At 66.8% G+C, this 26,029-nt stretch carries 25 protein-coding genes; 18 read left to right on the top strand and 7 right to left on the bottom strand.

The annotated features are described in order from the left end of the window. Positions 1-100: 100 nt before the first annotated feature. The 4 genes from cls to ACTXG9_RS08705 all read left to right on the top strand — a co-directional run bounded on the left by cls (position 101) and on the right by ACTXG9_RS08705 (position 5,863). Positions 101-1,519 (top strand): cardiolipin synthase, encoded by a 1,419-nt coding sequence (gene cls, locus ACTXG9_RS08720; protein WP_164144858.1) that lies wholly within the window; start codon positions 101-103, stop codon positions 1,517-1,519. A gap of 45 nt (positions 1,520-1,564) precedes the next feature. Continuing rightward, positions 1,565-2,986 (top strand): FAD/NAD(P)-binding protein, encoded by a 1,422-nt coding sequence (locus ACTXG9_RS08715; RefSeq protein ID WP_456115842.1) that lies wholly within the window; start codon positions 1,565-1,567, stop codon positions 2,984-2,986. Positions 2,987-2,995: 9 nt separating this feature from the next. Further along, positions 2,996-5,188, top strand: a complete 2,193-nt coding sequence (gene uvrD, locus ACTXG9_RS08710) for a DNA helicase II (RefSeq protein WP_155030351.1) — start codon at positions 2,996-2,998, stop codon at positions 5,186-5,188. A gap of 120 nt (positions 5,189-5,308) precedes the next feature. Beyond that, complete coding sequence (locus ACTXG9_RS08705) at positions 5,309-5,863, top strand: hypothetical protein (protein ID WP_111098831.1); 555 nt, start codon at positions 5,309-5,311, stop codon at positions 5,861-5,863. An 81-nt stretch (positions 5,864-5,944) separates the two neighbouring features. Here the strand turns inward: ACTXG9_RS08705 and ACTXG9_RS08700 are convergent, their stop codons facing one another. After that, positions 5,945-6,091 (bottom strand): hypothetical protein, encoded by a 147-nt coding sequence (locus ACTXG9_RS08700; RefSeq protein WP_021203516.1) that lies wholly within the window; start codon positions 6,089-6,091, stop codon positions 5,945-5,947. Between the two features lie 183 nt (positions 6,092-6,274). Here ACTXG9_RS08700 and ACTXG9_RS08695 point away from each other — a divergent pair, with 183 nt between their 5' ends. Further along, on the top strand, positions 6,275-6,721 hold the full coding sequence (locus ACTXG9_RS08695; RefSeq protein ID WP_005420335.1) for a universal stress protein: 447 nt from the start codon (positions 6,275-6,277) through the stop codon (positions 6,719-6,721). A gap of 161 nt (positions 6,722-6,882) precedes the next feature. On the opposite strand, the gene ACTXG9_RS08690 is transcribed toward ACTXG9_RS08695, so the two are convergent. After that, on the bottom strand, positions 6,883-7,167 hold the full coding sequence (locus ACTXG9_RS08690) for a DUF2782 domain-containing protein (RefSeq protein ID WP_329858827.1): 285 nt from the start codon (positions 7,165-7,167) through the stop codon (positions 6,883-6,885). 98 nt (positions 7,168-7,265) lie between these two features. Here ACTXG9_RS08690 and polA point away from each other — a divergent pair, with 98 nt between their 5' ends. Both polA and ACTXG9_RS08680 read left to right on the top strand, forming a co-directional pair. Continuing rightward, a complete protein-coding gene (gene polA / locus ACTXG9_RS08685; protein WP_021203515.1) occupies positions 7,266-10,040 on the top strand; it encodes a DNA polymerase I in 2,775 nt (924 codons plus the stop codon). A gap of 328 nt (positions 10,041-10,368) precedes the next feature. Beyond that, the gene (locus ACTXG9_RS08680; RefSeq protein ID WP_021203514.1) at positions 10,369-10,848 is read left to right on the top strand and encodes a DUF421 domain-containing protein; all 480 of its coding nucleotides are present in this window, start codon (positions 10,369-10,371) and stop codon (positions 10,846-10,848) included. Between the two features lie 36 nt (positions 10,849-10,884). Here ACTXG9_RS08680 and hemF read toward each other — a convergent pair whose 3' ends face one another. From hemF to ACTXG9_RS08655, 5 genes are all read right to left on the bottom strand, one after another. Further along, the gene (gene hemF / locus ACTXG9_RS08675) at positions 10,885-11,781 is read right to left on the bottom strand and encodes an oxygen-dependent coproporphyrinogen oxidase (protein WP_021203513.1); all 897 of its coding nucleotides are present in this window, start codon (positions 11,779-11,781) and stop codon (positions 10,885-10,887) included. A gap of 39 nt (positions 11,782-11,820) precedes the next feature. After that, the gene (locus ACTXG9_RS08670; protein ID WP_456115806.1) at positions 11,821-13,467 is read right to left on the bottom strand and encodes a hypothetical protein; all 1,647 of its coding nucleotides are present in this window, start codon (positions 13,465-13,467) and stop codon (positions 11,821-11,823) included. A 141-nt stretch (positions 13,468-13,608) separates the two neighbouring features. Further along, the gene (locus tag ACTXG9_RS08665) at positions 13,609-14,169 is read right to left on the bottom strand and encodes a hypothetical protein (RefSeq protein ID WP_111102304.1); all 561 of its coding nucleotides are present in this window, start codon (positions 14,167-14,169) and stop codon (positions 13,609-13,611) included. A 30-nt stretch (positions 14,170-14,199) separates the two neighbouring features. Beyond that, a complete protein-coding gene (locus ACTXG9_RS08660; protein WP_021203510.1) occupies positions 14,200-14,619 on the bottom strand; it encodes an NUDIX hydrolase in 420 nt (139 codons plus the stop codon). Further along, positions 14,616-16,985 (bottom strand): S9 family peptidase, encoded by a 2,370-nt coding sequence (locus ACTXG9_RS08655; RefSeq protein ID WP_227852344.1) that lies wholly within the window; start codon positions 16,983-16,985, stop codon positions 14,616-14,618. The genes ACTXG9_RS08660 and ACTXG9_RS08655 overlap by 4 nt, the downstream gene beginning before the upstream one ends. A 167-nt stretch (positions 16,986-17,152) precedes the next feature. Between ACTXG9_RS08655 and ACTXG9_RS08650 the strand changes: the two genes are divergently transcribed. The 11 genes from ACTXG9_RS08650 (at position 17,153) to ACTXG9_RS08600 (ending at position 26,013) form a co-directional block, all read left to right on the top strand. Next, on the top strand, positions 17,153-17,482 hold the full coding sequence (locus ACTXG9_RS08650) for a hypothetical protein (RefSeq protein ID WP_206621676.1): 330 nt from the start codon (positions 17,153-17,155) through the stop codon (positions 17,480-17,482). A gap of 37 nt (positions 17,483-17,519) precedes the next feature. Then, entirely contained in the window at positions 17,520-18,173 is a 654-nt protein-coding gene (locus ACTXG9_RS08645) for a sigma-70 family RNA polymerase sigma factor (protein WP_207048807.1), read from the top strand. Further along, a complete protein-coding gene (locus tag ACTXG9_RS08640) occupies positions 18,170-18,385 on the top strand; it encodes a hypothetical protein (RefSeq protein ID WP_456115807.1) in 216 nt (71 codons plus the stop codon). The genes ACTXG9_RS08645 and ACTXG9_RS08640 overlap by 4 nt, the downstream gene beginning before the upstream one ends. A gap of 321 nt (positions 18,386-18,706) precedes the next feature. Further along, positions 18,707-20,002, top strand: coding sequence for an ABC transporter permease (locus ACTXG9_RS08635; RefSeq protein WP_329866854.1), 1,296 nt, complete (start codon positions 18,707-18,709; stop codon positions 20,000-20,002). Between the two features lies 1 nt (position 20,003). Further along, positions 20,004-21,203: an ABC transporter permease gene (locus ACTXG9_RS08630; protein WP_188249747.1), complete on the top strand. Its 1,200-nt coding sequence runs from the start codon at positions 20,004-20,006 to the stop codon at positions 21,201-21,203. 129 nt (positions 21,204-21,332) lie between these two features. Further along, positions 21,333-22,730 carry a cytochrome ubiquinol oxidase subunit I gene (locus ACTXG9_RS08625; protein ID WP_134735293.1) on the top strand — a complete coding sequence of 466 codons (1,398 nt, stop codon included), beginning with the start codon at positions 21,333-21,335 and terminating at the stop codon, positions 22,728-22,730. Position 22,731: 1 nt separating this feature from the next. Continuing rightward, complete coding sequence (cydB, locus tag ACTXG9_RS08620) at positions 22,732-23,745, top strand: cytochrome d ubiquinol oxidase subunit II (protein ID WP_021203502.1); 1,014 nt, start codon at positions 22,732-22,734, stop codon at positions 23,743-23,745. Positions 23,746-23,960: 215 nt separating this feature from the next. Then, positions 23,961-24,704: a beta-ketoacyl synthase chain length factor gene (locus tag ACTXG9_RS08615; RefSeq protein WP_233653553.1), complete on the top strand. Its 744-nt coding sequence runs from the start codon at positions 23,961-23,963 to the stop codon at positions 24,702-24,704. Next, a complete protein-coding gene (locus ACTXG9_RS08610; protein ID WP_233653554.1) occupies positions 24,697-25,494 on the top strand; it encodes a lysophospholipid acyltransferase family protein in 798 nt (265 codons plus the stop codon). The genes ACTXG9_RS08615 and ACTXG9_RS08610 overlap by 8 nt, the downstream gene beginning before the upstream one ends. After that, entirely contained in the window at positions 25,481-25,738 is a 258-nt protein-coding gene (locus ACTXG9_RS08605; protein WP_005411610.1) for a phosphopantetheine-binding protein, read from the top strand. Before ACTXG9_RS08610 ends, ACTXG9_RS08605 begins: the two co-directional genes overlap by 14 nt. Before the next feature lie 17 nt (positions 25,739-25,755). After that, positions 25,756-26,013 (top strand): acyl carrier protein, encoded by a 258-nt coding sequence (locus ACTXG9_RS08600; RefSeq protein WP_006402206.1) that lies wholly within the window; start codon positions 25,756-25,758, stop codon positions 26,011-26,013. Positions 26,014-26,029 lie beyond the last annotated feature (16 nt).

The following is a 26,029-nucleotide window of genomic DNA, read 5'->3' as shown; positions in this document are numbered from 1 at the left end:
CGCTGGCTCTCTGCCGTCGGTTCGAAAGGCAGTCGAGCATGGCTCGACTCTACAAATCCTGCTGGGCAGAATGGCCCATCACCTCCCGACGGGCGACGCGATGCTGTTCGAGTGGTTGCTGGGTTCGTATCTGCTGCTGATCGACTGGCTGATCCGGCTGGTCGCGCTGTGCTGGATTCCCACCCGCACCACGCCGGGGGCGGCGCGCAGCTGGCTGCTGCTGGTGGGCTTCGTGCCGCTGCTGGGCCTGCCGCTGTACCTGCTGTTTGGCCACCCGTGGCTGTCACGCGAACGCATCCGCCGCCAGGCCGAGGCCTCGCAGGTCATCCGCGAGGAACAGGCGCTGCAGCATCGCCTGCGCTGGACCCCGCAGCCGGATACCGCCAGCGCCGAGATCGTGCCGCTGGTGCAGCGCCAGGGCGATTTCATGCCGGTGCATGGCAACGCCGTCGATCTGCTGACCGACTACGACGAATCGCTGCACACGCTGATCGCCGACATCGACCAGGCCGAAGACCGGGTGCACCTGCTGTACTACCTGATGTTCGACGACGCGGTGGGCGAGGCTATCGTCGAGGCACTGCAGCGTGCGGCTGCACGGGGCGTGCAGTGCCGCGTGCTGCTCGACGCGGTGGGTGCCAAGCGTGGCCTGCGCGCCTATCGCAAACGCCTGGAAGCTCGCGATATCGAAGTGCGTGCGATGCTGCCCGGTGGCCTGCGCTGGCGCCGCAGCGGCCGCATGGACCTGCGCAACCACCGCAAGATCGCGGTGATCGACAACGAAGTGGCCTATGTCGGTTCGCAGAATCTGGCCGGCCCGCAGTTCGTGCCTGGCCACCCGAACCGCGAGCTGGTGGCGCGCGTGCGCGGCCCGGCGGTGGCGCATCTGGAAGCGGTGTTCGCCAGCGACTGGTACATGGAAACCGGCCAGCGCCTGGATGTGATCACCGATGTTCCCGAATGCGGCGACGACATCGCCACCCAGCTGCTGCCCAGCGGCCCGGCCTACCCGTACAGCAACGCGCGCGATGCGGTTGCGGCGCTGATTCATCTGGCGCGGCGCCGGCTGGTGATGGTGACCCCATATTTCGTGCCCGACGAGGCCACGTTGAGCGCGCTGCGTATCGCCGCATTGTCTGGCGTGCAGGTGCAGCTGATCCTGTCGGCCAGCAATAACCAGCGGCTGACCTCGTGGGCGCAGGAGGCCTACTACGACGAGCTGCTGCGCTGTGGCGTGCGCATCGCGCTGTACGAGCCGCAGTTCCTGCATGCCAAGCACATGAGCGTGGACGAGGACATCGCCGTGCTCGGCTCGATCAACATGGACATCCGCTCGTTCGCGCTGAATGCCGAGATCGGCCTGGTCTGCTACGACCGCGCGCTGGTGCAGCAGCTGTGCGCGATCGAGGATGGCTACCTGCGCGAGTCGCGGCAGCTGGACCTGCAGCAGTGGCGCAGTCGCCCCACGTGGCGGCGCAGCCGCGAAGGCATCGCACGGCTGGCCGATGCGTTGATGTGAGGTGGCGGCAATCGCCCGCTTCGGCAACCCGGCCCGTCATCGCCGATGGCCTACAATCGGCGCATGACTGATTCACCGCGTAATGGCGAACTGGACCTGGCAATCATCGGTGGTGGTGCGGCCGGGGTGCTGGTGGCGATCCAGGTACTGCGCCAAGCCAAGGCGCCACTGGCGTTGGCCATTCTCGAACCGGCTTCGCAGCTGGCCCAGGGCATCGCCTATGCCACGCCGTGGCCGGAGCACCTGCTGAACGTGCCGGCGGCGAAGATGAGTGCGTTTGCCGACCAGCCCGGCGATTTCCTCGACTACCTGATGGCCGCCAACGCCTACCCGGGCGAGGCGCGCGAGGTGCTGGGCGAGCGTTACGTATGCCGCCACTACTTTGCGGCCTACCTGCAGCAGCGCCTGCAGGAGGCCGCTGCGGCCAGCCCGGCGCAGCTGCAGGTGATCGCGCAGCCGGTACTGGGCCTGCAGCCGGATGACCACGGCTACCAGCTGACACTCGGCGATGGCAGCACGCTGCATGCCGCGCAGGCGGTGCTCGCCACCGGCAACAGCATGCGGCCGCTGCCGGTGGCCGGTGCCGAGGCACTGCCCGCCGATGATGTGATCGAGGCCTGGGACTACGACGGTGTGCGTACCCTGGCCGGCGACCAGGCCGTGGCCATTGTCGGCTCCGGCCTGAGCATGGCCGACACCGTGCTGGCGCTGGTCGCCGCCGGTCATACCGGCCCGCTGCATGTGATCTCGCGCCATGGCCTGCTGCCGTTGCCGCACGCGCACGGCGGCCTGCCCAGCTTCGATCCGGCGGTGCTGCTGCCGATGAACCTGCGCCAGCGCCTGCGTGCGCTGCGTGGCTTCGCCCGTCAAGCGCAGGCCGATGGCCTGCCGTGGCAGGGCGTGATGGACCGCATCCGTCCGCACGGACAGGCGCTGTGGTGCAGCCTCGACGAGGCCGACCAGCGTCGTTTCCTGCGCCATGTGGTGCGCTACTGGGACGTGCATCGCCACCGCATCGCCGAAGAGGTCGACGCACAGCTGCAGGCGCTGACCGAAAGCGGCCAACTGCGCATTCACCGGTCCCGCCTGCAATCCGTCGGCCGCGAAGGCGATGCCCTGCGGCTGTCGGGTCGCGATGCCAACGGCAATGAACAGCACTGGACGATCGGCGGTGTGGTCAACGCCACCGGCGTGGAAACCCGCGCCAGTGCGTTGCGCAATCCGTTGCTGCAGCAGCTGCAGGCCGATGGCCTCGCTCGCCCCGGCCCGCATGGGCTGGGCCTGGACAGCACGGTGCCGGGCGACCGCCTGCGCAGCGCCAGTGGCCAGCCGCAGGCACGGCTGGGCGTGCTCGGCAGCCTGCGCATCGGCAGCCTGTGGGAAAGCCTGGCGGTGCCTGAACTGCGTCAGCAGGCGCAGGCGCTGGCCACCGAAGTGGTCGCAGGAGCCGCGACGGCGATGCCGTAAAATGGGGGCATGGATGTCTCCCACCTGCTTGATGGCCTGAACCCGGCCCAGCGCGAAGCCGTCTCCGCTCCCCCCGGCCACCACCTGGTGCTGGCCGGTGCCGGTTCCGGCAAGACCCGCGTACTCACCCACCGCATCGCCTGGCTGCATGAAGTCGATGGCGTGCCGACCCACGGCATTTTCGCGGTGACCTTCACCAACAAGGCGGCCGGCGAAATGCGCCACCGCATCGACGCACAGCTGCCCCATGGCAGCCGTGGCATGTGGATCGGTACCTTCCACGGCCTGGCCAACCGCCTGCTGCGCCTGCACTGGCAGGACGCCAAGCTGCCAGAAGGCTTCCAGGTGATGGACTCGGACGACCAGCTGCGGCTGGTCAAGCGCGTGGTGCAGGCGCTGGAGCTGGACGACGGCAAGTACCCGCCCAAGCAGATCGCGTGGTGGATCAACGCGCAGAAGGACGAGGGCCGCCGCCCGCAGCACATCCAGCCCGAACCGCACGACGCGTGGCTGGAAACCATGCGCCAGGCCTACATCGAATACCAGGCGCGCTGCGACCGCGCCGGCCTGGTCGACTTCGCCGAGCTGCTGCTGCGCGCGCATGAACTGCTGCGCGACAACCCGGCCCTGCTGGCGCATTACCGCGCCCGCTTCCGCGAAATCCTGGTGGACGAGTTCCAGGACACCAACGCCATCCAGTACGCCTTCGTGCGCGTGCTGGCCGGCGATTCCGGCCACGTGTTCGTGGTCGGCGACGATGACCAGGCCATCTACGGCTGGCGCGGTGCCAAGGTCGAGAACGTGCAGGGCTTCCTGCGCGACTTCCCGGGTGCGCAGACCATCCGCCTGGAGCAGAACTACCGCTCCACCGCCAACATCCTCGGCGCCGCCAACGCGGTGATCGCGCACAACCCGGACCGCATCGGCAAGCAGCTGTGGACCGACAGCGGCGACGGCGAGCCGATCGACCTGTATGCCGCGTACAACGAGATGGACGAGGCGCGCTACATCGTCGAGCGCGCCCGCCAGTGGGTGCGCGACGGTGGCAGTTACACCGAAGTGGCCGTGCTTTATCGCAGCAACGCGCAGTCGCGCGCGCTGGAAGAAGCGCTGCTGAGCGAGCAGGTGCCGTACCGCGTGTATGGCGGCATGCGCTTCTTCGAGCGTGCCGAAATCAAGGACGCGCTGGCCTACCTGCGCCTGCTGTCCAACCGCAATGATGACGCCGCTTTCGAGCGCGCGGTCAACACGCCCACCCGGGGCATCGGCGACCGCACGCTGGACGAAGTGCGCCGCGAGGCGCGTGCGCAGGGCATTTCGTTGTGGGAAGCGACGATGCTGGTCACCCAGGGCAGCGCGCTGGCTGCACGTGCGCGCAATGCACTGGCCGGCTTCCTGGGGCTGGTCAACGAGCTGCAGGCGCAGACCGTGCACATGACGCTGGCCGAGCGCGTGGACCACGTGCTGGCCCGCTCGCAGCTGCGCGAGCACTGGAGCAAGGAAAGCCGCAATTCGCTGGACTCGGAATCGCGCACCGACAACCTCGACGAACTGGTCTCGGTCGCCTCGCGCTTCGTGCGCCGCGCCGACGACATCGAGGAAGTGGGCGAGGACATGGACGAGCTGGTCGCGTTCCTGGCCTATGCCGCGCTGGAGGCCGGTGAAGGCCAGGCGCAGGCCGGCGAGGACGGTGTGCAGTTGATGACCCTGCACTCGGCCAAGGGCCTGGAATTCCCGCTGGTGTTCCTGGCAGGCATGGAAGACGGCCTGTTCCCCAGCGCACGTTCGCTGGAAGAAAGCGGGCGGCTGGAGGAAGAGCGTCGCCTGGCCTACGTCGGCATCACCCGCGCGCGCCAGAAGCTGGTGCTGAGCTACGCCGAATCGCGCCGCATCCACGGCCAGGACAACTACAGCCTGCCGTCGCGCTTCCTGCGCGAGATTCCGCGCGAGCTGCTGCACGAAGTGCGCCCGAAGGTGCAGGTCTCGCGGCCGGCATCGATGGGCGCCAGCCGGGTGATGGGCCACGCCTCGATCGAGGCACCGCCGGTCAAGCTCGGCGCGCTGGTTACCCATCCCAAGTTTGGCGAAGGCATGGTGACCGACTACGAAGGCAGCGGCGCACACGCCCGCGTGCAGGTCGAATTCGCCGACGCCGGCAGCAAGTGGCTGGTGATGGCCTACGCCAACCTGACGGTGATCTGATCACCGTCGAGCGGCGGGATACCTGTAGAGCCGAGCCTATGCTCGGCTGCTTGTACCGCCAAAAGCAGCCGAGCATGGGCTCGGCTCTACAATAGGCGGCACTTCTTCCAGGAACGCCCCATGACCGAACCCACGCTGCACGTCACCGTGAAGTTGAACGCCCGGCTGCAGCCGGAGCATCGCCACGAGCTGTTCGAGGATCCGCTTGACGCGTTGCTGCAGGCGGCCCAGGTGGGCGAGCTCACCGGCGGCGGCACTGCGATGTCCGATCTGGGTGAGGTCGAATACGGCGACATCGAAGTGGCGCTGGTCGATGCGAGTGGCGTGCCGAAGCTGATCGACCTGCTGGAGCAGCTGGGTGCGCCGAAGGGGTCGAAGATCCAGGGGGCAGGCGAAGCGGATCGCAGCTTCGGCGTGACCGAGGGCCTGGGCATCTACCTGGATGGCCTGAACCTGCCGGACGAGGTCTACGAACAGTGCGATTCCAACCACGTGTTCGAGCAGCTGTCCGGGAACATCGACGGCCTGGGTGAGATCTGCAGCTGGTGGCAGGGCCCGAGCGAGACCGCGCTGTACATGTACGGCCAATCGTTCGAGGCGATGCGCGATGCGATTGCCGAATTCGTGGCCAGCTATCCGCTGTGCCAGAACGCACGCGTGGTGCAGATCGCCTGAGGGTGGGCCTGATGTAGAGCCGAGCCCATGCTTGGCTGCTTCGTCCGCAGCCGAGCATGGGCTCGGCTCTACAGGAGCAGGTTATCGGCCGGCTGACTGCCGGGCGTTGTCGCGCTGGGCAAGATCCTTGCCCAGGTAATAGCCGCCGCAGAACAGCACGAAGGCGGCGCTGAGGCTCCACAGGATGATCCTGAGGGTGCTTTGTGATGTCGGCTTGCTGTCCTGCATGCGGGTTCTCCCAGGGCGGCCCGATACCGCTTGGTCAGCATGCGCCGCGGTCAGTGGGTACGCAAGCCGGCGGTGCGCACACGCCGCTGCGCGGCGCCGGATTGATCCTGCTCAAGGCGCCGCCTCCACATCCGGTGTGCAATGGTGGCGTTCCCATCTGGCAGACCGCCACGGAGCCCCACCATGTACAAGCGCATCCTGATTGCCACCGACGGGTCCGAGCTGGCCGACAAGGGCCTGGCCAAGGGCCTGGAGCTGGCCAAGGACCTCAATGCCGAGGTCGATATCGTGACTGTCTCCGAGCCGTGGGCCGTCGGCATGTACGACGCCATGGGCTGGAGCGTGGGCTACATGAACAGTCCGGAATACAAGGCCGACCGCGAGGAAGGCGCGCAGAAGGTGCTGCAGCCGGCGCTGGCCAAGGCCGCCGAGCAGGGCATCACCGCCAACCCGGTGCACGTGCTGGACCGCTACGCGGCCGACGGCATCATCGAGACGGCGGCCGAGCGCAACAGCGACCTGATCGTGATGACCTCGCACGGCCGCCGTGGCGTGACCCGCGTGCTGCTGGGCAGCCAGACCGCCGAAGTGCTGGCGCGCAGCACGCTGCCGGTGCTGGTCATCCGCTGATCCATACCCGCTGATTCAAGCGTTCCCGGGGAGGGGACCCGACGCCGGCCGCAGGATGCGCGCCGGCGTTGTTTTTTGTGGGGGCCGGGGTGGATCCACGCATGGCGTGGATCTACTGAGTTGCAGATCTACTGAGTTGCAGGGATCCGACCCCGGTCACATCACCAGCTGTACAGCTTCCAGTACACCGGCGACACGCCATCCTTGTCGTTGTCGAATCGGCCATCGCCGTTCTTGTCGTACATGTAGAACGGGGCACCGCGCGACGGCGTCACCTTGACCATGCGCAGCTGGCCGGACACACGGTATTCCTCGATGACATCGCCGTTGTCCATGGTGCGCCTGGACACATCCGCGCCCTTGACGTCCACCGGGGGAGCACCCGCGCCATCCATGCTGGCGCAGCCAGCGAGCAGGAGCAGGGAAGCCAGCATCAGGGTCTTCATCGGCGGGGGCCTTTGCCTGGAGAGAGCCCTGATTATGCCCCATCGCCAAGTGCGTGCCGTGTCGTGGCGGTGCAGGCACGGGCGCGTAGAATCGGCGCATGAGCAGATTAGTCCTGATCGACGGGTCCAGTTACCTGTACCGCGCGTTCCACGCGCTGCCGCCCCTGTCCAATGCACAGGGTGAGCCCACCGGCGCGCTGTTCGGCGTGGTCAACATGCTGCGTTCGACGCTGAAGGAGCGCCCGGCCTACGTCGCGTTCGTGGTCGATGCGCCCGGCAAGACCTTCCGTGATGACCTGTACGACCAGTACAAGGCCAACCGCCCGCCGATGCCCGATGAACTGCGCAGCCAGGTTGAGCCGATGTGCCGCATCGTCGAAGCGCTGGGCATCAGCATCCTGCGCATCCCCGGCGTGGAAGCCGACGATGTGATCGGCACGCTTGCGCTGCAGGGCCTGGCGCAGGATCTGAAGGTGACCATTTCCACCGGTGACAAGGACTTTGCCCAGCTGGTGCGGCCGGGCATCGAACTGGTCAACACCATGACCGGCAGCCGCATGGATTCCGACGCGGCGGTGATGGACAAGTTCGGCGTGCGCGCCGATCAGATCATCGACCTGCTGGCGCTGATGGGCGACGCGGTCGACAACGTGCCGGGCGTGGAGAAGTGCGGGCCGAAGACCGCTGCCAAGTGGCTGGCCGAGTACCAGCACCTGGACGGGGTGATGGCGGCCGCGCCGACCATGAAGGGCAAGATCGGCGAGAACCTGCGCGCTGCGCTGGAACGCCTGCCGCTGAACCGCGAATTGGTGACGATCCGCACCGATGTGGAACTGGAGGCCAGCCCGACCACGCTGGCGCTGCGCGAGCAGGATGTTCCGGCGCTGACCGAGCTGTATACGCGCTATGGTTTCACCCAGGCGCTGAAGGAGCTGGGCGCGCCTGTGCCGGCACCGGTGGCCGCCAGCGAGGCGACCCCGAGCCTGCGCGGCACTGCGGCCGGCTTCGCGCGTGGCAGCGTCGAGGCGCCCGCCGCCGGCACGCTGGATCCGGCACTGTCCGCGCCGGGTGAATACGAGACCGTGCTGACCAGCGGGCAGCTGCAGGCCTGGGTCGAGCGCCTGCAGCAGGCCGAGCTGATCAGCTTCGATACTGAAACCGATGCGCTGGACGCGATGCGCGCGCGGCTGGTGGGCATCAGCCTGGCGGTCGAGCCGGGCAGGGCGGCCTACATTCCGGTGGGCCATGATTACCCGGGGGCTCCGGTCCAGCTGCCAGCGCAGCAGGTGCTGGACGCACTGCGCCCGGCGCTGCAGGACCCGGCGAAGAAGAAGCTGGGCCAGCATGGCAAGTACGACCTGCATGTGCTGCGCCGCCACGGCGTGGACGTGCAGGGCTACCACGACGACACCATGCTCGAGAGCTTCGTGCTCAACTCCACCGCCACCCGTCACGACATGGATTCGCTGGCCCTGCGTTACCTGGGCTACAGCACCGTCAAGTTCGAGGACGTGGCCGGCAAGGGCGCCAAGCAGATTCCGTTCTCGCAGGTGGGCATCGACGAAGCCAGCCGCTATGCGGCCGAAGACGCCGACATCACCCTGCGCCTGCATCGCGCGCTGCAGCCGCAGCTGCTGGCCGAGCCGGCGCTGGACAGCGTGTACCGCGACATCGAGATGCCGCTGGTGCCGGTGCTGGCCAGCATCGAAGCCAACGGCGTGCGGATCGACACCGACGAGCTGCGCCGGCAGAGCCAGGACCTGTCCTCGCGCATGCTGGCCGCGCAGCAGAAGGCCACCGAGCTGGCCGGCCGCAGCTTCAACCTGGATTCGCCCAAGCAGTTGCAGGCGGTGCTGTTCGACGAGTTGAAGCTGCCGGCGGTGGTGAAGACCCCGAAGGGCCAGCCCAGCACCAATGAAGAGGCGCTGGAGGCGATTGCCGACCAGCATGAACTGCCGCGCGTGATCCTCGACTACCGCGGATTGGCCAAGCTGCGCAGCACCTACACCGACAAGCTGCCGGAGATGGTCAATCCGGACACCGGCCGGGTGCACACCAGCTACCACCAGTCCGGCGCCGCTACCGGCCGCCTGTCCTCGTCGGACCCGAACCTGCAGAACATCCCGATCCGCACCGAGGACGGTCGTCGCATCCGCCGCGCGTTCATCGCCCCGGAAGGCTGCCAGCTGCTGGCCGCCGACTATTCGCAGATCGAGCTGCGGATCATGGCGCACCTGTCCGAGGACCCGGGCCTGGTGCGCGCCTTCGAGCAGGGTGCCGACGTGCACCGGGCCACCGCCGCCGAGGTGTTCGGGCGCACGCTGGAGGAGGTGACCCCGAACGAGCGCCGCGCCGCCAAGGCGATCAACTTCGGCCTGATGTACGGCATGAGCGCCTTCGGCCTGGCCCGCAACCTGGGCATCGACCGCGGCCAGGCGCAGGACTACGTGGCGCTGTACTTCAACCGCTACCCGGGCGTGCGCGACTTCATGGAGCGGATGCGCCAGCAGGCCCGCGACCAGGGCTATGTGGAAACCCTGTTCGGCCGCCGCCTGTACCTGAACGACATCCACGCCCGCAACCAGGGCCTGCGTGCCGGGGCCGAGCGCGCCGCGATCAACGCGCCGATGCAGGGCACAGCCGCCGACATCATCAAGCGCGCGATGGTGGATGTGGACCAGTGGCTGCGCGACAGCGGGGCACCGGCACGGATGATCCTGCAGGTGCACGATGAACTGGTGTTCGAAACCGAAAGCAGTTTCGTCGAAGACTTGCGCTTGCAGGTGGTGGAACGCATGTCGCAAGCGGCCAAACTGCGGGTGCCGCTGGTGGTCGATACGGGCGTCGGCAGCAACTGGGATGAAGCGCACTGACCGCATTCCGGGCCGAAAACGACGTGAATTTGTTCATGAGTCGGGGGTTTCTGACTCGACCATGAATGTTGCCCCGATTGAATTTCATTAAATGGGGCCCCTTCACGAACCGTTAGTGTTCGGAGTGCTTCTATAACTCCCGACAGGCGCAATGCCTGTTGTGGATCTCTCCCATCCCCTGGAGCAGATCTCGGAACGGGGACTCCTCCCCAAGTGCCCGTTCCCCGGCCCCGTTGACCTCCCCCTGGTCAGCGGGGCTTTTTATTTGTGCCGTTGCCAGACGCCATCGCCTGCGCCACGCTGGGCCACCGTTCCGCAGGGGAAGACCATGCCCGACCTGTTCGCCCTGGCCATGCCGTGGTGGGAATTCATCCTGCGCGCGGTGGTGGTCTACGTCGTGGTGCTGGGCATGGTCCGGCTGGGCGGCAAGCGGGCTCTGGGGCAGATCACGCCGTTCGACGTGCTGCTGATCGTGCTGCTGGGCAACGCGGTGCAGAACGCGCTGCTGGGCACGGATACCTCGCTGGGCGGCGGCCTGCTGCTGGCGGCGACCCTGATCCTGCTGAACTACGGGGTGGGCTGGCTCACCACCCGGAATCGGCGCATGGAGCGGTTGATCGAAGGAGAACCCACCGTAATCGCGCGCGATGGGCGCCTGTTCGAGGCGGTACTTCGCCGCGAGCTGATCAGCCGCGCCGACTTCGATGCCGCGCTGCGCCAGCAGGGCGGGCTGCAGATTGAAGATGTGCAGATTGCCCTGCTGGAGACGACAGGGCACATCACCATCATCGCGCGGAAGGGCAGCTGACCAGCGCCGAGCCCACGCCCCGCGCGACGACACCCCTCAGAGCCAGTCGCGCGGCACCAGGTAGTCGGCCAGGCGCGATTCGGGGCTGCCGGGTTCGGGCGAGAAGCCGTATTCCCAGCGCACCCGCGGCGGCAGGCTCATCAGGATGCTTTCGCTGCGGCCACCGCTCTGCAGCCCGAACAGGGTGCCGCGGTCGTAGACCAGGTTGAATTCCACGTAGCGGCCGCGGCGGTACAGCTGGAACTCGCGTTCGCGCTCGCCATAGATGGCGTCCTTGCGCTGCTGCACGATCGGCAGGTAGGCGTCGAGGAAGCCATCGCCGACCGCGCGCAGATAATCGAAATCGCGCTCGAAGTCGCCGTGCAGGTCGTCGAAGAACAGACCGCCGACGCCGCGCGTTTCGTTGCGGTGGCGCAGGAAGAAGTACTCATCACACCAGCGCTTGTGCGCGGCGTAGCGTTCGTCGCCGAACGGTGCACACAGATCGCGTGCGACCCGGTGCCAGTGCTGCACGTCCTCGTCGAACGGGTAGAACGGGGTCAGGTCGAAGCCGCCGCCGAACCAGCTGGCCACCACTTCACCGTCGCGCTGCGCCTGGAAAAAGCGCACGTTGGCATGGGTGGTCGGCACGTACGGGTTGAGCGGGTGGAACACCAGCGACACGCCGGTGGCGCGCCAGGAGGCGCCCGCCAGTTCCGGGCGGTTGGCCGAGGCCGACGGCGGCAGGCGGCTGCCAGCAACGTCGGAGAAGCCGATGCCGGCCTGCTCGAACACCGCACCGTCGCGCAGCACGCGGGTACGCCCGCCACCGCCCTCTGCACGCTGCCACAGGTCTTCCTGGAAGCGGGCCCGGCCATCGACGGCCTCGATTGCCGCACAGATGCGGTCCTGCAGGTCGGTGAGGTAGGTGCGCACGCGCTCGAATTCATTCATGGCGCGTACTTTACCGCAGGGCCCGGGGAGGCAAGCCCCTTACTGCTTGTGGTTGGGGGTGCGTGGCGCCGGTCGGGTCTGATCCTCGTCCGCCGACTGCTCCTGGACAGCACGCTGCAAGGCCTGGCCGAAACCCAGCAAGCTCCAGTTGCGCGTCGCCAGCACGTCACATGCCACGTGGCGGCCACTGCCCTCGGCCTCGCAGACGCCCTCAAGCATGGGGCGGACGTCCACACTGCTGCTGTTCTCCATCACGCTGGCCAGGTTTTCACAGCCTTCGCGGATGCCGGCCTGGCACACCTTCTGGTAGTGCTGGCTGGCCTCGACCCACTTCCCGCCCAGCGCGGCGCGGCTGCCCAGCACATTGCAGCCCTGCATCCTGCCGGCCGCGCAGCAGGTTTCTGCTTCGCCGTCGACCGACGCGCGTGGGCAATCCTGCGGGAATGGGATTTCGTCGAACACCAGCGGTGCGCTGCACTGGGCACTTCCCGGCTGTCGCTGGAAGCGCTCAAAACGCATCGAATCGTCCAGCCCCAGCAGGTCACCGTTGGCCAACGGTTGCAGCACGTAGTCACCCCCCAGCTCGTGGCGCATGCGGATCTGGCCGTCCTGCACGCGTGCACGCACCCGCGAACCGTAGCCCACCTCCACCAGTCCACCATCGCCGAACGTCAGTTCGTCCAACAGCCCGCCGGAGGCCACGTAGTGGCCACAGGGCACGGCGCTGGCGGCCTGCGGCAACAGCTCCCCATCCAGCGCCCGCAGTGCAGCCGCCTGCCGGCAGGACGTCTCGTTGCCGCCTTCGCAGGCCATCTGCAACGCCGCCCTGCCGTCCTGCAGATTGCCGGCGGTCCACTGCAGGGTGGCAACCTCCATGCAGAAGTCACTTTCACCCACCTGCGTGCATAGGTCCTGCAGGCGCTGCAATCGCGCGTCGGACAGCGCAGGCTTGGCTGCAGGCGAGAACACTTCAACCATCTTGGCCGCCATCGAGGCCGTGCGGATGGCAGTGGCGACGGCCTCGACCAGCTCTGGCCGCTCTTCCAGGATGGCCATGCAGGCCTCGGTGTCGGCCGCAGGGTCATCCTTGCGACACTGGCGGGGGAAGTCCATCTCGGCCATCTCCTTTTCCATCGTGGCCTGTATCACCGCGATCTGTGCTTCGGTCGGTGTATCGCTGCCGGGGGCCTGGTCAGCCTCGCGATAGCGATCGGGCAGGCGCTGGCACAGAAATGGAACCCCTTCGGCACAGGCCGATTCCAGCGCCGTCAGGCTCAGCTCATGATGATGCCTGTCAAGGCAGCGCTGGGCATCTGCCAGGCAGCTGCCTGGCGCGTGCTCGACCGGGGGCAGGCACGCCGCTGGCTGGATCAGGCGGTAGCGCGTGTTGCCCTGCTGCAGGACGCGACCGCCACGCTGGACGTTCAGTCCAGATGCAACTCCGAAGGTGAGGTTGACGAGGCTCAGCTCGCCATCGATCTCTTGGACAACGAAGGGCCGATCAGAGATGTGCGTGTTCTTCGCCACCCCGCGGTCAGGCCCATCCACGCGCAGCTGGTTGCCACCGCCTTCGGCCGCGAATAGGCCACAGCGTGGCAGACCGGTTGCGGCCGCCTGCTGCGCCCAGGTCAGCAGCAACAAGGCAATGAAGGCCGGAATCAGGTGGCGTGGGGCGAAAGGAGGCATCTTGGAGCCAGGGCAGAAAGACGCGGGCTACGATAGCCAACCGCCACCGATCCGCAATCAAACCCGCTGGAACGCCTGTGCTGCGGTCACGGCATCTGTGCCGGGCAGGTCGTTCGCGTCAAAAATGCCGGGAGCGAGAGCTCAGCGGAAGCGCGCGCGCACGTCGGGGCGCAGCAGGCGCCAGGCCAGCCAGCCCTGCAGGCCGAGAAGCACGAACGACATGCCGACCACGGTCAGCGTGATCAGCCAGCGTTTCAGCTGCAGCTCCTGCAGCAGGGCCGGGTCATCGGCCAGCAATGGGATGAGGTCGCGCATGAACACGTCCAGCCACCAGGCGACTGCGAAGTTGCTCAAGCCGCTCAACAGCAGCAGCACCACGAAGCTCCACAGGCCCCAGCGACGTTCACGCAGCAGGCCCCAGCTGGACACGGTCGAGGCCAGGCACAACAGCGCGACGATCATTGACGCGGCCACCGGGTGCGCCAGCAGCCAGACCAGGCTGTGCAGCTGCTGGTGCTGCACTTCGCTTTCCACCAGGTGCCACAGCGCAAGGTGGTTCAGCGGCCACAGCACCAGTCCCTGCAGCACGAAGTAGATCGTCAGCAGCAGTGACAGCCAGAACGAGGCCTGTGCCACCGGGCGCACCCAGGCGTGATAGGCCGGGGACGGCGGCGAGGGGATCGACGGGATCGACATTGACATCCGATGTCCTTGCAGTCGGCGCCCGCCTGCTCAGCGGACCGTCACCCGGGTGGCGACCGCCGGCAGGATATGGTGTTCGCTCAAGGGTGCCAAGGGCAGGCCATGCGGCGGTTGCAGCGGCACCCAGGCCAGCTCGGCGATCTCGGCGCGCGCCTGCGGCGCACCGTCCACCTGCACCCACCAGGCCTGTGCCTGCACGCGGTGGCCGGGTTCGTTCACCGCCCAGTCCTCGAACGTGCCCAGCCCGATGGCGGCATTGGCGCGCAGCTGTACCCCCAGTTCTTCTTCCAGCTCGCGGGCCAGCGCCTGCAGGGGCGCCTCGCCGGGTTCGGGCTTGCCACCTGGCTGGATGAAGCGGCGTGCACCGTGCTTGCGCACCACCAGCGCCTGGCCGCGGTCATCCAGGATGACCGCAGCCACGATCCGGATCGTGGCTGCGGCGTTGCTCACTTCAGGTTCTGCTCGAACAGCTTGAGGATGCGCTTGTACTGGTCCAGCCAGGAATCGGCACGCACGTAGCCGTGACGTTCCAGTGGGTACGGGGCGATCGACCAGTTGTCCTTGTGCAGTTCGATCAGGCGCTGGGTCAGGTTCACCGAATCCTGGAAGAACACGTTGTCATCCATCATGCCGTGGGCGATCAGCAGGTTGTCCTGCAGGTTCTGCGCATACTCGATCGGCGAGGAAACGCGGTACGCCTCCGGGTCGATGTCCGGGGTGTTGAGGATGTTGCTGGTGTAGCCGTGGTTGTAGTTGTGCCAGTCCACCACCGGGCGCAGCGCGGCGCCGGCCTTGAACGTGCCCGGTGCACGGAACAGCGCCATGAAGGTCATGAAACCGCCGTAGGAACCACCGTAGATGCCGGCGTGGTCGCGGTCACCCTGCTGGGTGTCGACCAGCCAGTCCAGGCCGTCCTTGTAGTCTTCCAGTTCCGGGTGGCCCATGTTGCGGTAGATCGCCGTGCGCCAGTCGCGGCCGTAGCCCTCGCTGCCGCGGTAATCCATGTCCAGCACGATGTAGCCCTTCTGCACCAGCAGGTTGTGGAACATCTGCTCGCGGAAGTAGGCCGGGTAGCGCTGGTGCACGTTCTGCAGGTAGCCGGCGCCGTGCACGAACATCACGATCGGGTACTTCTTCCCCGGTTCCTTGTTTTCCGGTTCGTAGTACTTGGCCCAGACCACGCCAGCACCATGCTTGGACGGCACTGCCACCAGCTTCGGCTGGATCCACTGGCGCGCCTTGTAGTCGGCGGTGCGGGTGTCGGTCAGCACGCGTGCCTGGCCACCGGCACTGGGCAGCACGGCCAGCTGCGGCGGCAGGTAGGCGCCGGAGTAGCGCACCAGCAGCTGCTGGCCGTCCGGCGACAGCGAGAAATCCTCCACGCCGTTGAGGCTGGTCAGCTCGCGCACCTGGCGGCTGCCGGTGTCGACCGCGCAGACTTCGTAGTCATGCGGCGCCTGCTGGTTGCACAGGAAGTAGAAGCCCTTGCCATCGGCCGACGGCACCGGCGCCGAGGTTTCCCACTTGCCGCTGGTCAGCGCCTGCGGCTTGGCCGTGCCGGCCTGGGTATACAGGTGCGAGAAGCCCGATTCCTCCGACAGCAGCCACAGCGTGCGGCCATCGGCCATCCAGCCGAAATCGTTGAAGCCCCAGTTGATCCAGGCGTTGTCGGTCAGGCGGTGGCGGTTCTGCACACGGCCGTCGGCAGCGTTGACGCTGATGATCCAGCGGTCCTTGTTGTCGTTGGCACGCAGCATCACCGCGGCCTGCTGGCCATCGGCGCTCCAGCGGATGCCGCCGCCCATGAAGTCGCTCATCACCTGCACGCTGCGCTCACCCTTCAGCGCGTCCTTGCCGGCCTTGCGGCGCAGTTCGGCCAGCGGGTCGGTGCTGATGCCCGGCAGGCTGGCCAGCGAGACCTTTTCGGCCTTGCCGGTGCGCACGTCCACGTACCACAGCGTGTGCGGCTCGAAGCCATTGCGGCCGACGCGGGTGCGGGTGTCCTCGGTTTCCTCGTAACCCGATTCGGTCACATACAGCGGCATCTTGCTGGTGCGGCCGTCGTCGAAGTCCTTCGGCTTGGTCACCACGATCAGGTGGGTGAGGTCCGGCGACAGCACGCTGTCGGCGATCTCCACGTCGGCGCCCAGGTACACCGGGCCCGGCGCACGCGTCGGGTCGGCCTGGCGCCAGCGCTGGTCCTGGTCCTTCAATGCCTCGCGCTGCTCGCGGTCGCGGCGCAGGGTTTCCAGCGTGCGCAGCTGCTGATCGCGCAGCACATCGGCCTTCGGCGGCGTACGCGGATCCTTTTCGGCCTTCAGGCTGGCCACCTGCTGCACGCCGCTGGCGGCGGTCCAGTGGAACCAGTTCTGGCCGACGCGCCAGATCACGCCATTGTCGGCGGCGAAGTTCACGTTGCCCGCGCGTTCGTTGCTGCGGGTGAGCTGGGTCAGCGCGCCACTGCGCAGGTCGCGCACGAACACATCGCCATTGCGCACGAAGGCGCTGCGGCTGCGGTTGCGATCGTAGACGGGATCGGCCACGTCCAGGGTGCCGCGCTGGTCATCGGCCACCTGCGCGGCCACGCCGCCGGTCAGCGGCTGGCGGAAGGTGTCGCGTACCGGGCTGCCGCTGCGCTTGAGCTGGTACTCCACCTGCTGGCTGTTCCACGACCACCAAGCCTTCTCGACCGGCGGACCGATCCAGTCCGGGTCGGCCATCGCCTGTTCAATGGTGATCGGCGTCGGCGCGGCGTGCGCGGCCGGTGCGGCCAGCACGGCCGACAGCAGGAGGGACAGGGGCAGCACTCGGGACATGGGCGGACGGCACCAGAAGAGGAAACCGGCCAAGGGTAGCAGCCGTCCGGGCCGGGGGCAGGGGCCACAGGTCATGGCAGCGGCATTGGCAAAGTGGCGCAACCGGTTGCCGTGGTCGCGCATCCATTCTCCTGAACCCGCATCATCCACCGAACAGGAGCCCGACCATGCAGGAATTGATCCCGATCACCCTCTTCATCTGCATCGCCTACGCGATCCACGCCATTGCCGATGCCCGCGCGCGTAGCAAGCTGGTGGCCCCGCACGTGCCCGAGGAAGTGATCCGCTCGCTGGCCGTGCTGGAAGAAGAGCGCCGCCGCCAGGGCGCGCTGCGCTGGGGCATCAGCTTGGTCAGCTTGGCCGTGGCGATGGGCCTGCTGGAGGCGATCGGTGCACGCGAGCTGACCTTCGGCGCCACCGCCGCGATGGTCGGCAGTGCCGGCCTCGGTCAGCTGCTGGCCTGGCACTTCACCCGCCCTGCCGCGCGCAAGGGCTGAGCCGGCGCATGCCACGGGCACAGGGGGCGCCCCGTAGATGAGCCTGCTCGGCGAAGCACTGTCGGCACTGCGGGGCCGTCGCCGCCACGATGCAGTATCGGCGGCACCGCCCGCCGAGCCGCTCGACGCGGACCAGGCCCTGGTGCGGGCCATCATCGATGGCTCGCAGTCGGCCTTCGCGCAACTGGTTGAAGCCCACCAGCGCACCTGCGCGCATGTGATCGGACGCATGGTGGGCGACCGCGACCAGGTCGCTGACCTTCTGCAGGAAACCTTCCTGGCCGTGTTCCGCCAGCTGCACCGGTTCCGCTTTGAATCTTCGTTGCGTACCTGGGTTTCGCGGGTGGCCTACACCACCGCGCTGCAGCACCTGCGCCGGCGGCGGCTGGAGGCGCAATGGATGGTGGCGGTGGAGGTGCCGGAGGAACTGGGGATCGGCGATGAAGGGCCGGGGCCGGCTGAACTGAGCGAGGCGCTGCAGGCTGGTCGCCATCTTGGCGAGGCGCTGGAACGGCTGAGTGCACCGCAGCGGCTGATCGTCGGCCTGCATTACCTGGAGGATTTCGATCTGGCCGAGATCGAGCAGGTGACCGAACTGGCACGCGGTACCATCAAGAGCCACCTGCACCGCGCGCGCCAGGTCCTGAAGCAGGAACTGACGCGGCATGCCGCCGCCGGAGAACTGCTGTGAACCCACCGACCGACCCTCGCGATGCGGAAAAGCGCGCGCTGGCGCAGGCGTTGCGTGAGCAGGCTCAGCAGGAACAGACACCGAATGTGAGCGAGGCGCTGCAGAAGCGCATTGCCGCCGAGTCGCGCGACAGTGGCGTGGGCTATGTGGTGGTGCAGGTAATGCTGGTGGGTGCGCTGCTGGCGGCCGGCGCTTGGTACTTCTGGGTCTAGAAGAACATTGACGCCCGCAACTGCTTTGGGACGTTTCTTCCTCCAACTTCCGATCAGATATCCAAGCGTCGGGCGTTGTCTCCACGTCGGCAGTTGGCCTTTCCCGTCAGACTCCGTCACGTCGGCCTCGTCATCAGTGGCAGTCGCTCTATCCAGGGTCCGCGAGCTACGTGTGTTTCCTGAGGAAAGTTGCAAACTCCATCCCTCCGCTTGAGTCGGAGTTTCACAATCAGAGACTCTCAACCATCAGCTTCCACGGGTATGGAGTGAGAATCACATGGACAGGTGCGCCAGTAATCCAACGCCGGCTGCAGTTGGATGATGCTCTACTACATCCAGCTTTCGCTTGCCCGTTTCAAGCAACGGATCGGCACTCATCTGGCAATCGCTCTCATGCTGGGTGCGGGGGTAGGGATCACCACCGTGATGCTCTCCATTGTTCTCCAGGCATCGTCGGATCCCGCACCAGGCCGGAGCTCCGCATTGTTCCGCCCGTACCTTGACGCGCGTCCAGATGCCCTGCGCAGTGGTTCCCCGGATCCGGGACAGGCACTGACCTGGCCAGATGCGAAGGCGCTTCTGGGCCAAGGTGGGACGTGGAAACAGGCAGCAATGGCAGGGGGGGCGGTGACGCTCTCCCGGCCGGGAGCCTCCAGCGCAAGGCTGCGTGCGAGGTTCGCTACGTCGGAAGTCTTCAGTGTGCTTGGCATTGCCGTTGTTCAAGGACGGGCATGGACCGCCGAGGAGGGGCATGCTGCGAGTCGAATCGTGGTGCTTTCGCGTGCGCTCGCCGCGCGTGAGTGTGCACAGGACTGTGTTGGTCATCGGTTGGAACTGGGCAGGCGCACCTATACCGTTGTGGGTGTCGCGGAGGACTGGCATCCGGTGCCGATGTTTCAGGGAGATCTCACACGCCGGCCGTTTGTGGAACCTGACGAGATCTACCTGCCGGTTGAGACCGCAATCGCGGACAGGCTGACTGTTGTGGACGGGACGGCGATTTGGGGAGGTGACCAGGACACGGACCCTGCAGGAGCCAACGTGTCATGGCTTCAATTGTGGGCGTGGCTGCCCACCGCAGATGATGTCGCCGCCTACCGGGCGAATCTGAATGCCTATGCACACGCAAAGGGTCTTCGGATCGAACCAGGCACCCAGCAGGTGGCACTCTGGCCTTTGAAGGATTGGCTGGACAGGCTGGGATTGGTTCCAGAGCGGGCCAGGATGCAGCTTCGGCTGTCACTGATCCTTCTCGGTGTGTGCATCGTCAACGCGGCGGCGCTGCTCAGCTTCAGTCTGGGGCGCCGTCGGCGGGAGCTCGCGATACGACGTGCACTGGGCGCGCGACGCCGGGACGTGTTCATCCAGCTCATGTGGGAATCCATCGCGGCGGGAGCCGCAAGCAGTGCGCTCGCTGTCGTCACCTATATGCTGGGAATCCGGGTGGTTGCTGCGGGAGACGTTCTGCCCAGCGCGATAACCGCGATGCATGCTGGGGCATTGCTGATGGCCGCTGGCCTGGGAGTCGTCACGACGTTGCTCTGTTCATTGGTCCCGTCGTTTGAAATCTGCAGGGTCAGCTCCCTGTCGAATGCCTTTGCGAAGGGGGCTGCCTGAAATGTTCGAATCGATGAGGGAGATCCGACGGCATTTGGGAAGCGCCGCACTGCTTGCAGTGCAGGCAGCGCTTGCAAGCCTGGCATGTGCGTTCGCACTGCAATCCGCGCTGGACAGCTTCGCCAGATTGAACACCGGGAGCATCCGGGAGGCAGCATCGATTGGTGTGGTCAGGGTATCCGATGTCGAAGAAGGCGCGGATGCAGCAGTGCAGCGGGCAGACCTGTCCGCGATCCGGCTGCCCGGTGTTCAGGACACGGTTGTGAGCGACGCTGTTCCGTTCGGAGGAAGAGCCCATCGATACGGCGTATGCACCAGTGAGTCGGCCATGGTGTATTCGATGAATGCGGGTACGACAGACGTTGCCGGATGTGATCGCATTCCCGTGGTAACTGCAAGCTCTGGTCTGCTGGCGATGCTGGGCGCGGGAATCGTCCTGGGGCGGGACGCCACGGAGGACGACATGGTTGAAGGCACTCCGGTGGTGCTGATCAGTGAATCGCTGGCTGCCCGACTGTTCGGAACGGAGAGTGCTGTTGGCCGCCACTTGTATTTCGGCCCCGGCAGCAGCCGTGTCATCATGGGCGTATTTGCCTCTGTTGCTGGACCGGCACCAGGAGGTAATGAGCGGGACTCGCAGTGGGCGCTACTTCCGGGCCTCCCCATGGGCGCCAGTCGCTACTATCTGGCGAAGTGGAGGTCGGAGGTTGATCGTTCATCGCTTGATCGTACTGTCGATGCGCTGCAGCGGCCTTATCGGATCGTGACCCCGGCCGGTGTCGAGACCCTGGCGGGATATCGCGACGCCTACGTCAAAGCTGATCGCTTTGCTACGACCGTGCTCGCGGTCATGACGGCCGTTGTTCTCGGTGTGCTGATGGCCGGCGTTTCCGGAGTTGTAGGCGCGTGGCTTGACCGGCGCCGGTACTCCATCGGGGTTCGACGGACATTAGGTGCTCGCAGGTCCGTGATCTTCGCCGAAATCATGTTCGAGGTTTCACTGTTCACCACGCTGGGCGCCCTGCTCGGCGCGGTGTCGTTGCAGTGGGTAGGGGCGCCGCAGGACGGCATCACAGGTTCACCGTGGTTCTCGATATCGAGCGCTGTCGTGCTGGTGATGGCGGCCTGCTTGACTGCACTGGTACCCCGGGCCCTGCGAATCGCCAAGGAGCCGCCCTTGACCCTGCTGAAGCCCCTGTAGCCCATTCATCCTGTCACCCGGCTTCACCTGCGACAAAGTGAAGCAGCGCGTCACCCAGTCGCATCCCACCTTAACGAAATCCTCCTAAAGTGGTCCGGTATCCCACCGGTCACAGGCAGGAGGCGTCCCTTGGACGCGTTGTTGTTGTCCCGGATCCAGTTCGGATTCGTCATCAGTTTCCACGTGCTGTTCCCCGCCTTCACCATTGGCACGGCCAGCTGGCTGGCCTTCATCGAATGGCGCTGGCTGCGCACGAAGTTGCCCGTGTGGCGCGAGCTGTATTTCTTCTGGCAGAAGATCTTCGCGGTGTCGTTCGGCATGGGCGTGGTCAGCGGCATCGTCATGGCCTTCCAGTTCGGTACCAACTGGCCGCGGCTGAGCGAGGTGGCCGGCACGGTGATCGGCCCGCTGCTGACCTACGAAGTGCTGACCGCGTTCTTCCTGGAAGCCAGCTTCCTCGGCGTGATGATGTTCGGCTGGGGCCGGGTCTCGCCGCGCCTGCATTTCCTGTCCACCTGCATGGTCGCGCTGGGCACGCTGTTCTCCACGTTCTGGATCCTGTCGTCCAACAGCTGGCTGCACACGCCGGCCGGCTACGAGATGGTCAACGGCATCGTGCATCCGGTGGACTGGTGGCAGGTGGTGTTCAATCCCTCGTTCCCCTATCGCCTGGCGCACATGGCGCTGGGTTCGTTCATCACCACCTGTTTCGTGATCGGTGGCGTGGGTGCGTGGTACCTGCGCAAGGGCACGCACGTGGAAGCGGGCCGGCGCATGCTGGTGGCAGCGGTGGCGTTCGCGGCACTGACCGTGCCGGTGCAGATTTTCGTCGGCGACATGCATGGCCTGAACACGCTCAAGCACCAGCCGATGAAGATCGCGGCGGTGGAAGCGCATTGGCATGAGACCCGGGAAGGCGAGGGCGTGCCGCTGGTGGTGTTCGCGCTGCCCAACGAGAAGGAGGAGCGCAACGATTTCGAAGTGGCCATCCCGAAGCTGGGCAGCGTGATCCTGACCCACAGCCTGGACGGCACCTTCGACCCGCTCACTTCGGTACCGTCCAGCGAGCGGCCGCCGGTGACGCCGGTGTTCTTCGCCTTCCGCATCATGGTCGGGCTGGGCACGCTGATGCTGCTGCTGGCCTGGGTGTCGGCGTTCCAGTTGTGGCGCAGGAAGCTGCTGGATTCGCCGTGGCTGCTGCGCGGCTGGAACTGGATGCTGCCCAGCGGCTTCATCGCGCTGCTGTCCGGGTGGTTCGTCACCGAGATGGGCCGCCAACCGTGGGTGGTGTATGGCGTGCTGCGCACCGCTGATGCGGTCGGCCCGCAGAGCGCGTGGATGACCGCGCTGTCGCTGGCGGTCTACGTCGTTGGCTACGCCTTCGTGTTCGGCTGGGGCATCTGGTACCTGGTGAAGATCCTGCGCCACGGACCGCGTCCGCACGATGATGGGCCATCGCTGGACCACGGCAGCCACACCCCGGCACGCCCGCTGTCGGCGGCCGACGAACCGCTGGAGGAGCGCTGACATGGACCTGATGACCTGGCTGCCGGTGGCGTGGTTTGCGGTGATCGGCTTCGGCGTGCTGATGTACGTGGTGCTGGACGGCTTCGTGCTCGGTATCGGCATCCTGGCCCCGTTCGCCGAGGACGAGGAGCAGCTGGACCTGATGATGAACACCGCCGCGCCGATCTGGGACGGCAACGAGACCTGGCTGGTACTGGGCGGCGCCGGGCTGCTGGCGGCGTTCCCGAAGGCCTATGCGGTGCTGTTGTCGGCGCTGTACCTGCCGGTGCTGTTGCTGGTGGTGGCGCTGGTGTTCCGCGGCGTGGCCTTCGAGTTCCGCTTCAAGGCGCATCGATCGCGCCGGCTGTGGAGCGTGGCGTTCGGCCTCGGTTCGCTGCTGGCGACCTTTGCCCAGGGCGTGATCCTCGGCACCCTGGTGCAGGGCATCCCGCTGGTGGACGGCGTCTACCAGGGCGGCGCATTCACCTGGTTCAGCCCGTTCGCGATGCTGACCGGTGCTGCGTTGGTGGCTGGCTATGCGTTGTTGGGCAGCACCTGGCTGATCCTGAAGACCGAAGGGCGCGTGCAGGCGCTGGCCCGGCAGATGACCCGGCCGCTGGTGGTGGCGGTGATCGCGGCGATGGGCCTGGTCAGCAGCTGGCTGCCGTTCCTCGATTCGCGGTTGATGGCGCGCTGGTTCAGCGACGGCAACTTCTGGTGGCTGTCGCCGGTGCCGCTGTTGACGCTGGCGGTGGCCGCCGCGCTGTGGCGCAGCGCGACCCATCCGCGCCGCGACCTGCCGCCGTTCCTGCTCAGCCTGGCCTTGTTCGTGCTTGGCTTCCTCGGCCTGGTGCTGGGCATGTGGCCCTATCTGCTGCCGCCGTCGATGACCCTGTGGCAGGCCGCCGCGCCGGCCTCCTCGCTGGGCTTCAGCCTGGTCGGCCTGGTCATTCTGCTGCCGGTCATCCTCGGCTATACGGCGTGGTCGTACCGGGTGTTCCGCGGCAAAGTGCGCGCCGATAGCGGTTACCACTGATCGATTGAAGCGGGGCCCGCTGGTGCCGGGCCCCCTGTTGTGGAATGTGAAATCTGCACACCCCGGGCGGGACGTGCTAGCGTGCGCTCCTTTCCGGCAGCCAGGGGGGCAGCCGGCGACGTCCTGGACGGACGCACGGCTGCAGGAACGGGGGGCCGCCGCGCGTCGCCGTAATGGCTCGTGCCTATCGTTCTCCCGTTGAAGCACCTTCGCTAATGATCGAATTCTCCATCGTCGACTGGGCTGCCTGGGCGCCCGGCCTGAGCGAGCGTAGCCAGTGGCTGGGCTGGGCCGATGCGCCGTATCCGCCGGTTGGCGAAGACACGCCGCCGCTCGCCGAAATCCCGGCAATGCAGCGCCGCCGAATCGAGCGGCTGGGCCGGATGGCGATCCAGGCTGCCTGCTGGTGCGAGGACGGGCAGGGCGCTGACAGCCAGGTGCCGCTGGTGTTCGCCAGCCGCCACGGCGACGTGGCCCGTTCGATGGAGCTGCTGGGGGCGCTCGCCAGCGATCAGCCCCTGTCACCGACGGGGTTCGGCCTGTCGGTGCACAACGCGATCGCTGCGTTGTACTCGATCGCGCGCGGTCACCGCGGCAACTACCTGGCGCTGGCCGCCGGCCAGGCCACGGTCGAGACCGCCTGCCTGGAAGCGGCCGGTCTGCTCGCCGATGGCGCCCGCGAAGTGCGGGTGGTGGTCTATGAGTCGCCGCTTCCTGAAATTTACGCGACGTTTGCCGACGAACCTGACCCGTTCTTTGCATGGTGCTGGCGTTTGACCGCTCCGGCAGAGGGCCGGCCGACGCTGTCGCTGCAGTGGCAGCCGGCCGACGGCCAGGCCAGCACTGCGCCCGGCCTGCTGCCGCATGCGCTGGACCTGCACCGGTTCCTGTTGTCCGGCGCGCTGGCACTGGAACACGTGGCCCACGGCCAGCGCTGGTGCTGGAGCCGCCGTGGCTGAGCTGCTGCGCCGCCTCGACCATGCCTGGCGTGTGTTTGGCACTGGCCTCAGCTTCGTCGCGTTTGGCCTGGGCGGGCTGCTGCTCGGCGTTCTGGTGATGCCGGTGCTGCTGCTGATGCGTGATCCGGTGGCGCGGCGCCGCCGCGCCCGGCGCGTGGTCCAGGTCGCGTTCGCCAGCCATCTGCGGCTGATGCGCGGGCTGGGGGTGATGACCTACGAGATCGAGGGCGGCGAACGCCTGCAGCGCGACGGCCTGCTGGTGCTGGCCAACCACCCGACCCTGATCGACGTGGTCTGCCTGATCTCGCTGCTTCCCAACGCCGACTGCGTGGTCAAGCGGGCGGTGGCCTGCAACCCGTTCATGCGCGGCCCGGTGCGGGCTGCCGGCTACATCTCCAATGACGATGGCGCCGGCCTGGTCGATGACTGTGTGGCCGCAGTGCGCGCTGGAGGCACCCTGGTCATCTTCCCGGAAGGCACCCGCAGCGTGCCGGGGCAGCCACCGCGGCTGCAGCGCGGGGCCGCCAACATCGCCGTACGGGGCCGCATCGACGTCACCCCGGTGCGGATCACCTGCAGCCCGCCAACGCTGACCAAGGGGCAGAAGTGGTATCGTGTCCCCTCACGTCGCTTTCACGTTCGGCTGCAGATCGGCGAAGATATCCCGATCGCGCCATTTCTGGCCGAAGACGACTCGCCAAGGGGGGATGCCTTGGCGGCCCGTCGCGTCACCGAGCACCTTTCTCGTTATTTCGACCTGTCTGGAGATCCGAACCGTGCAAGCACTTGAGCACGAGATCAAGGAATTGATCATTTCCTCCCTTTCGCTGGAGGACATCACGCCGGAGGACATCGATCCGACCGCGCCGCTGTTCGTCGAGGGCCTTGGCCTGGATTCGATCGACGCGCTGGAGCTGGGACTGGCGCTGCAGAAGAAGTACGGTGTCAGCCTCTCGGCCGATTCGGAAGAAACCCGTCGCCATTTCTCCAGCGTGCGCGCGCTCGGCGAGTTCGTCGCCGCCCGCCAGTCGTAACGGCGCCAGGAATTGCCATGACCAAGAATGAACTGTTCGAACGCATCGTCAGCATCCTGACCGACAGCTTCGAGATCGAAACGGCCCGGATCACCCCGGAAGCCCGCCTGTACGACGACCTGGACATCGACAGCATCGATGCGGTGGACCTGATCGTGCAGCTCAAGCCGCTGCTCGGCCGCAACCTGCAGCCGGAAGCGTTCAAGGCCGTGCGTACCGTGCAGGACATCGTCGATGTGGTGCACAGGCTGCTGCCGGACCAGGCAGCCGCCTGACCGCAGCGCCGACGGC

The organism is Stenotrophomonas maltophilia group sp. LNF247 (assembly GCF_054083135.1).
The sequence above is the reverse complement of the archived record's forward strand: the minus strand, read 5'-3'. Positions and strand labels throughout refer to the sequence as shown.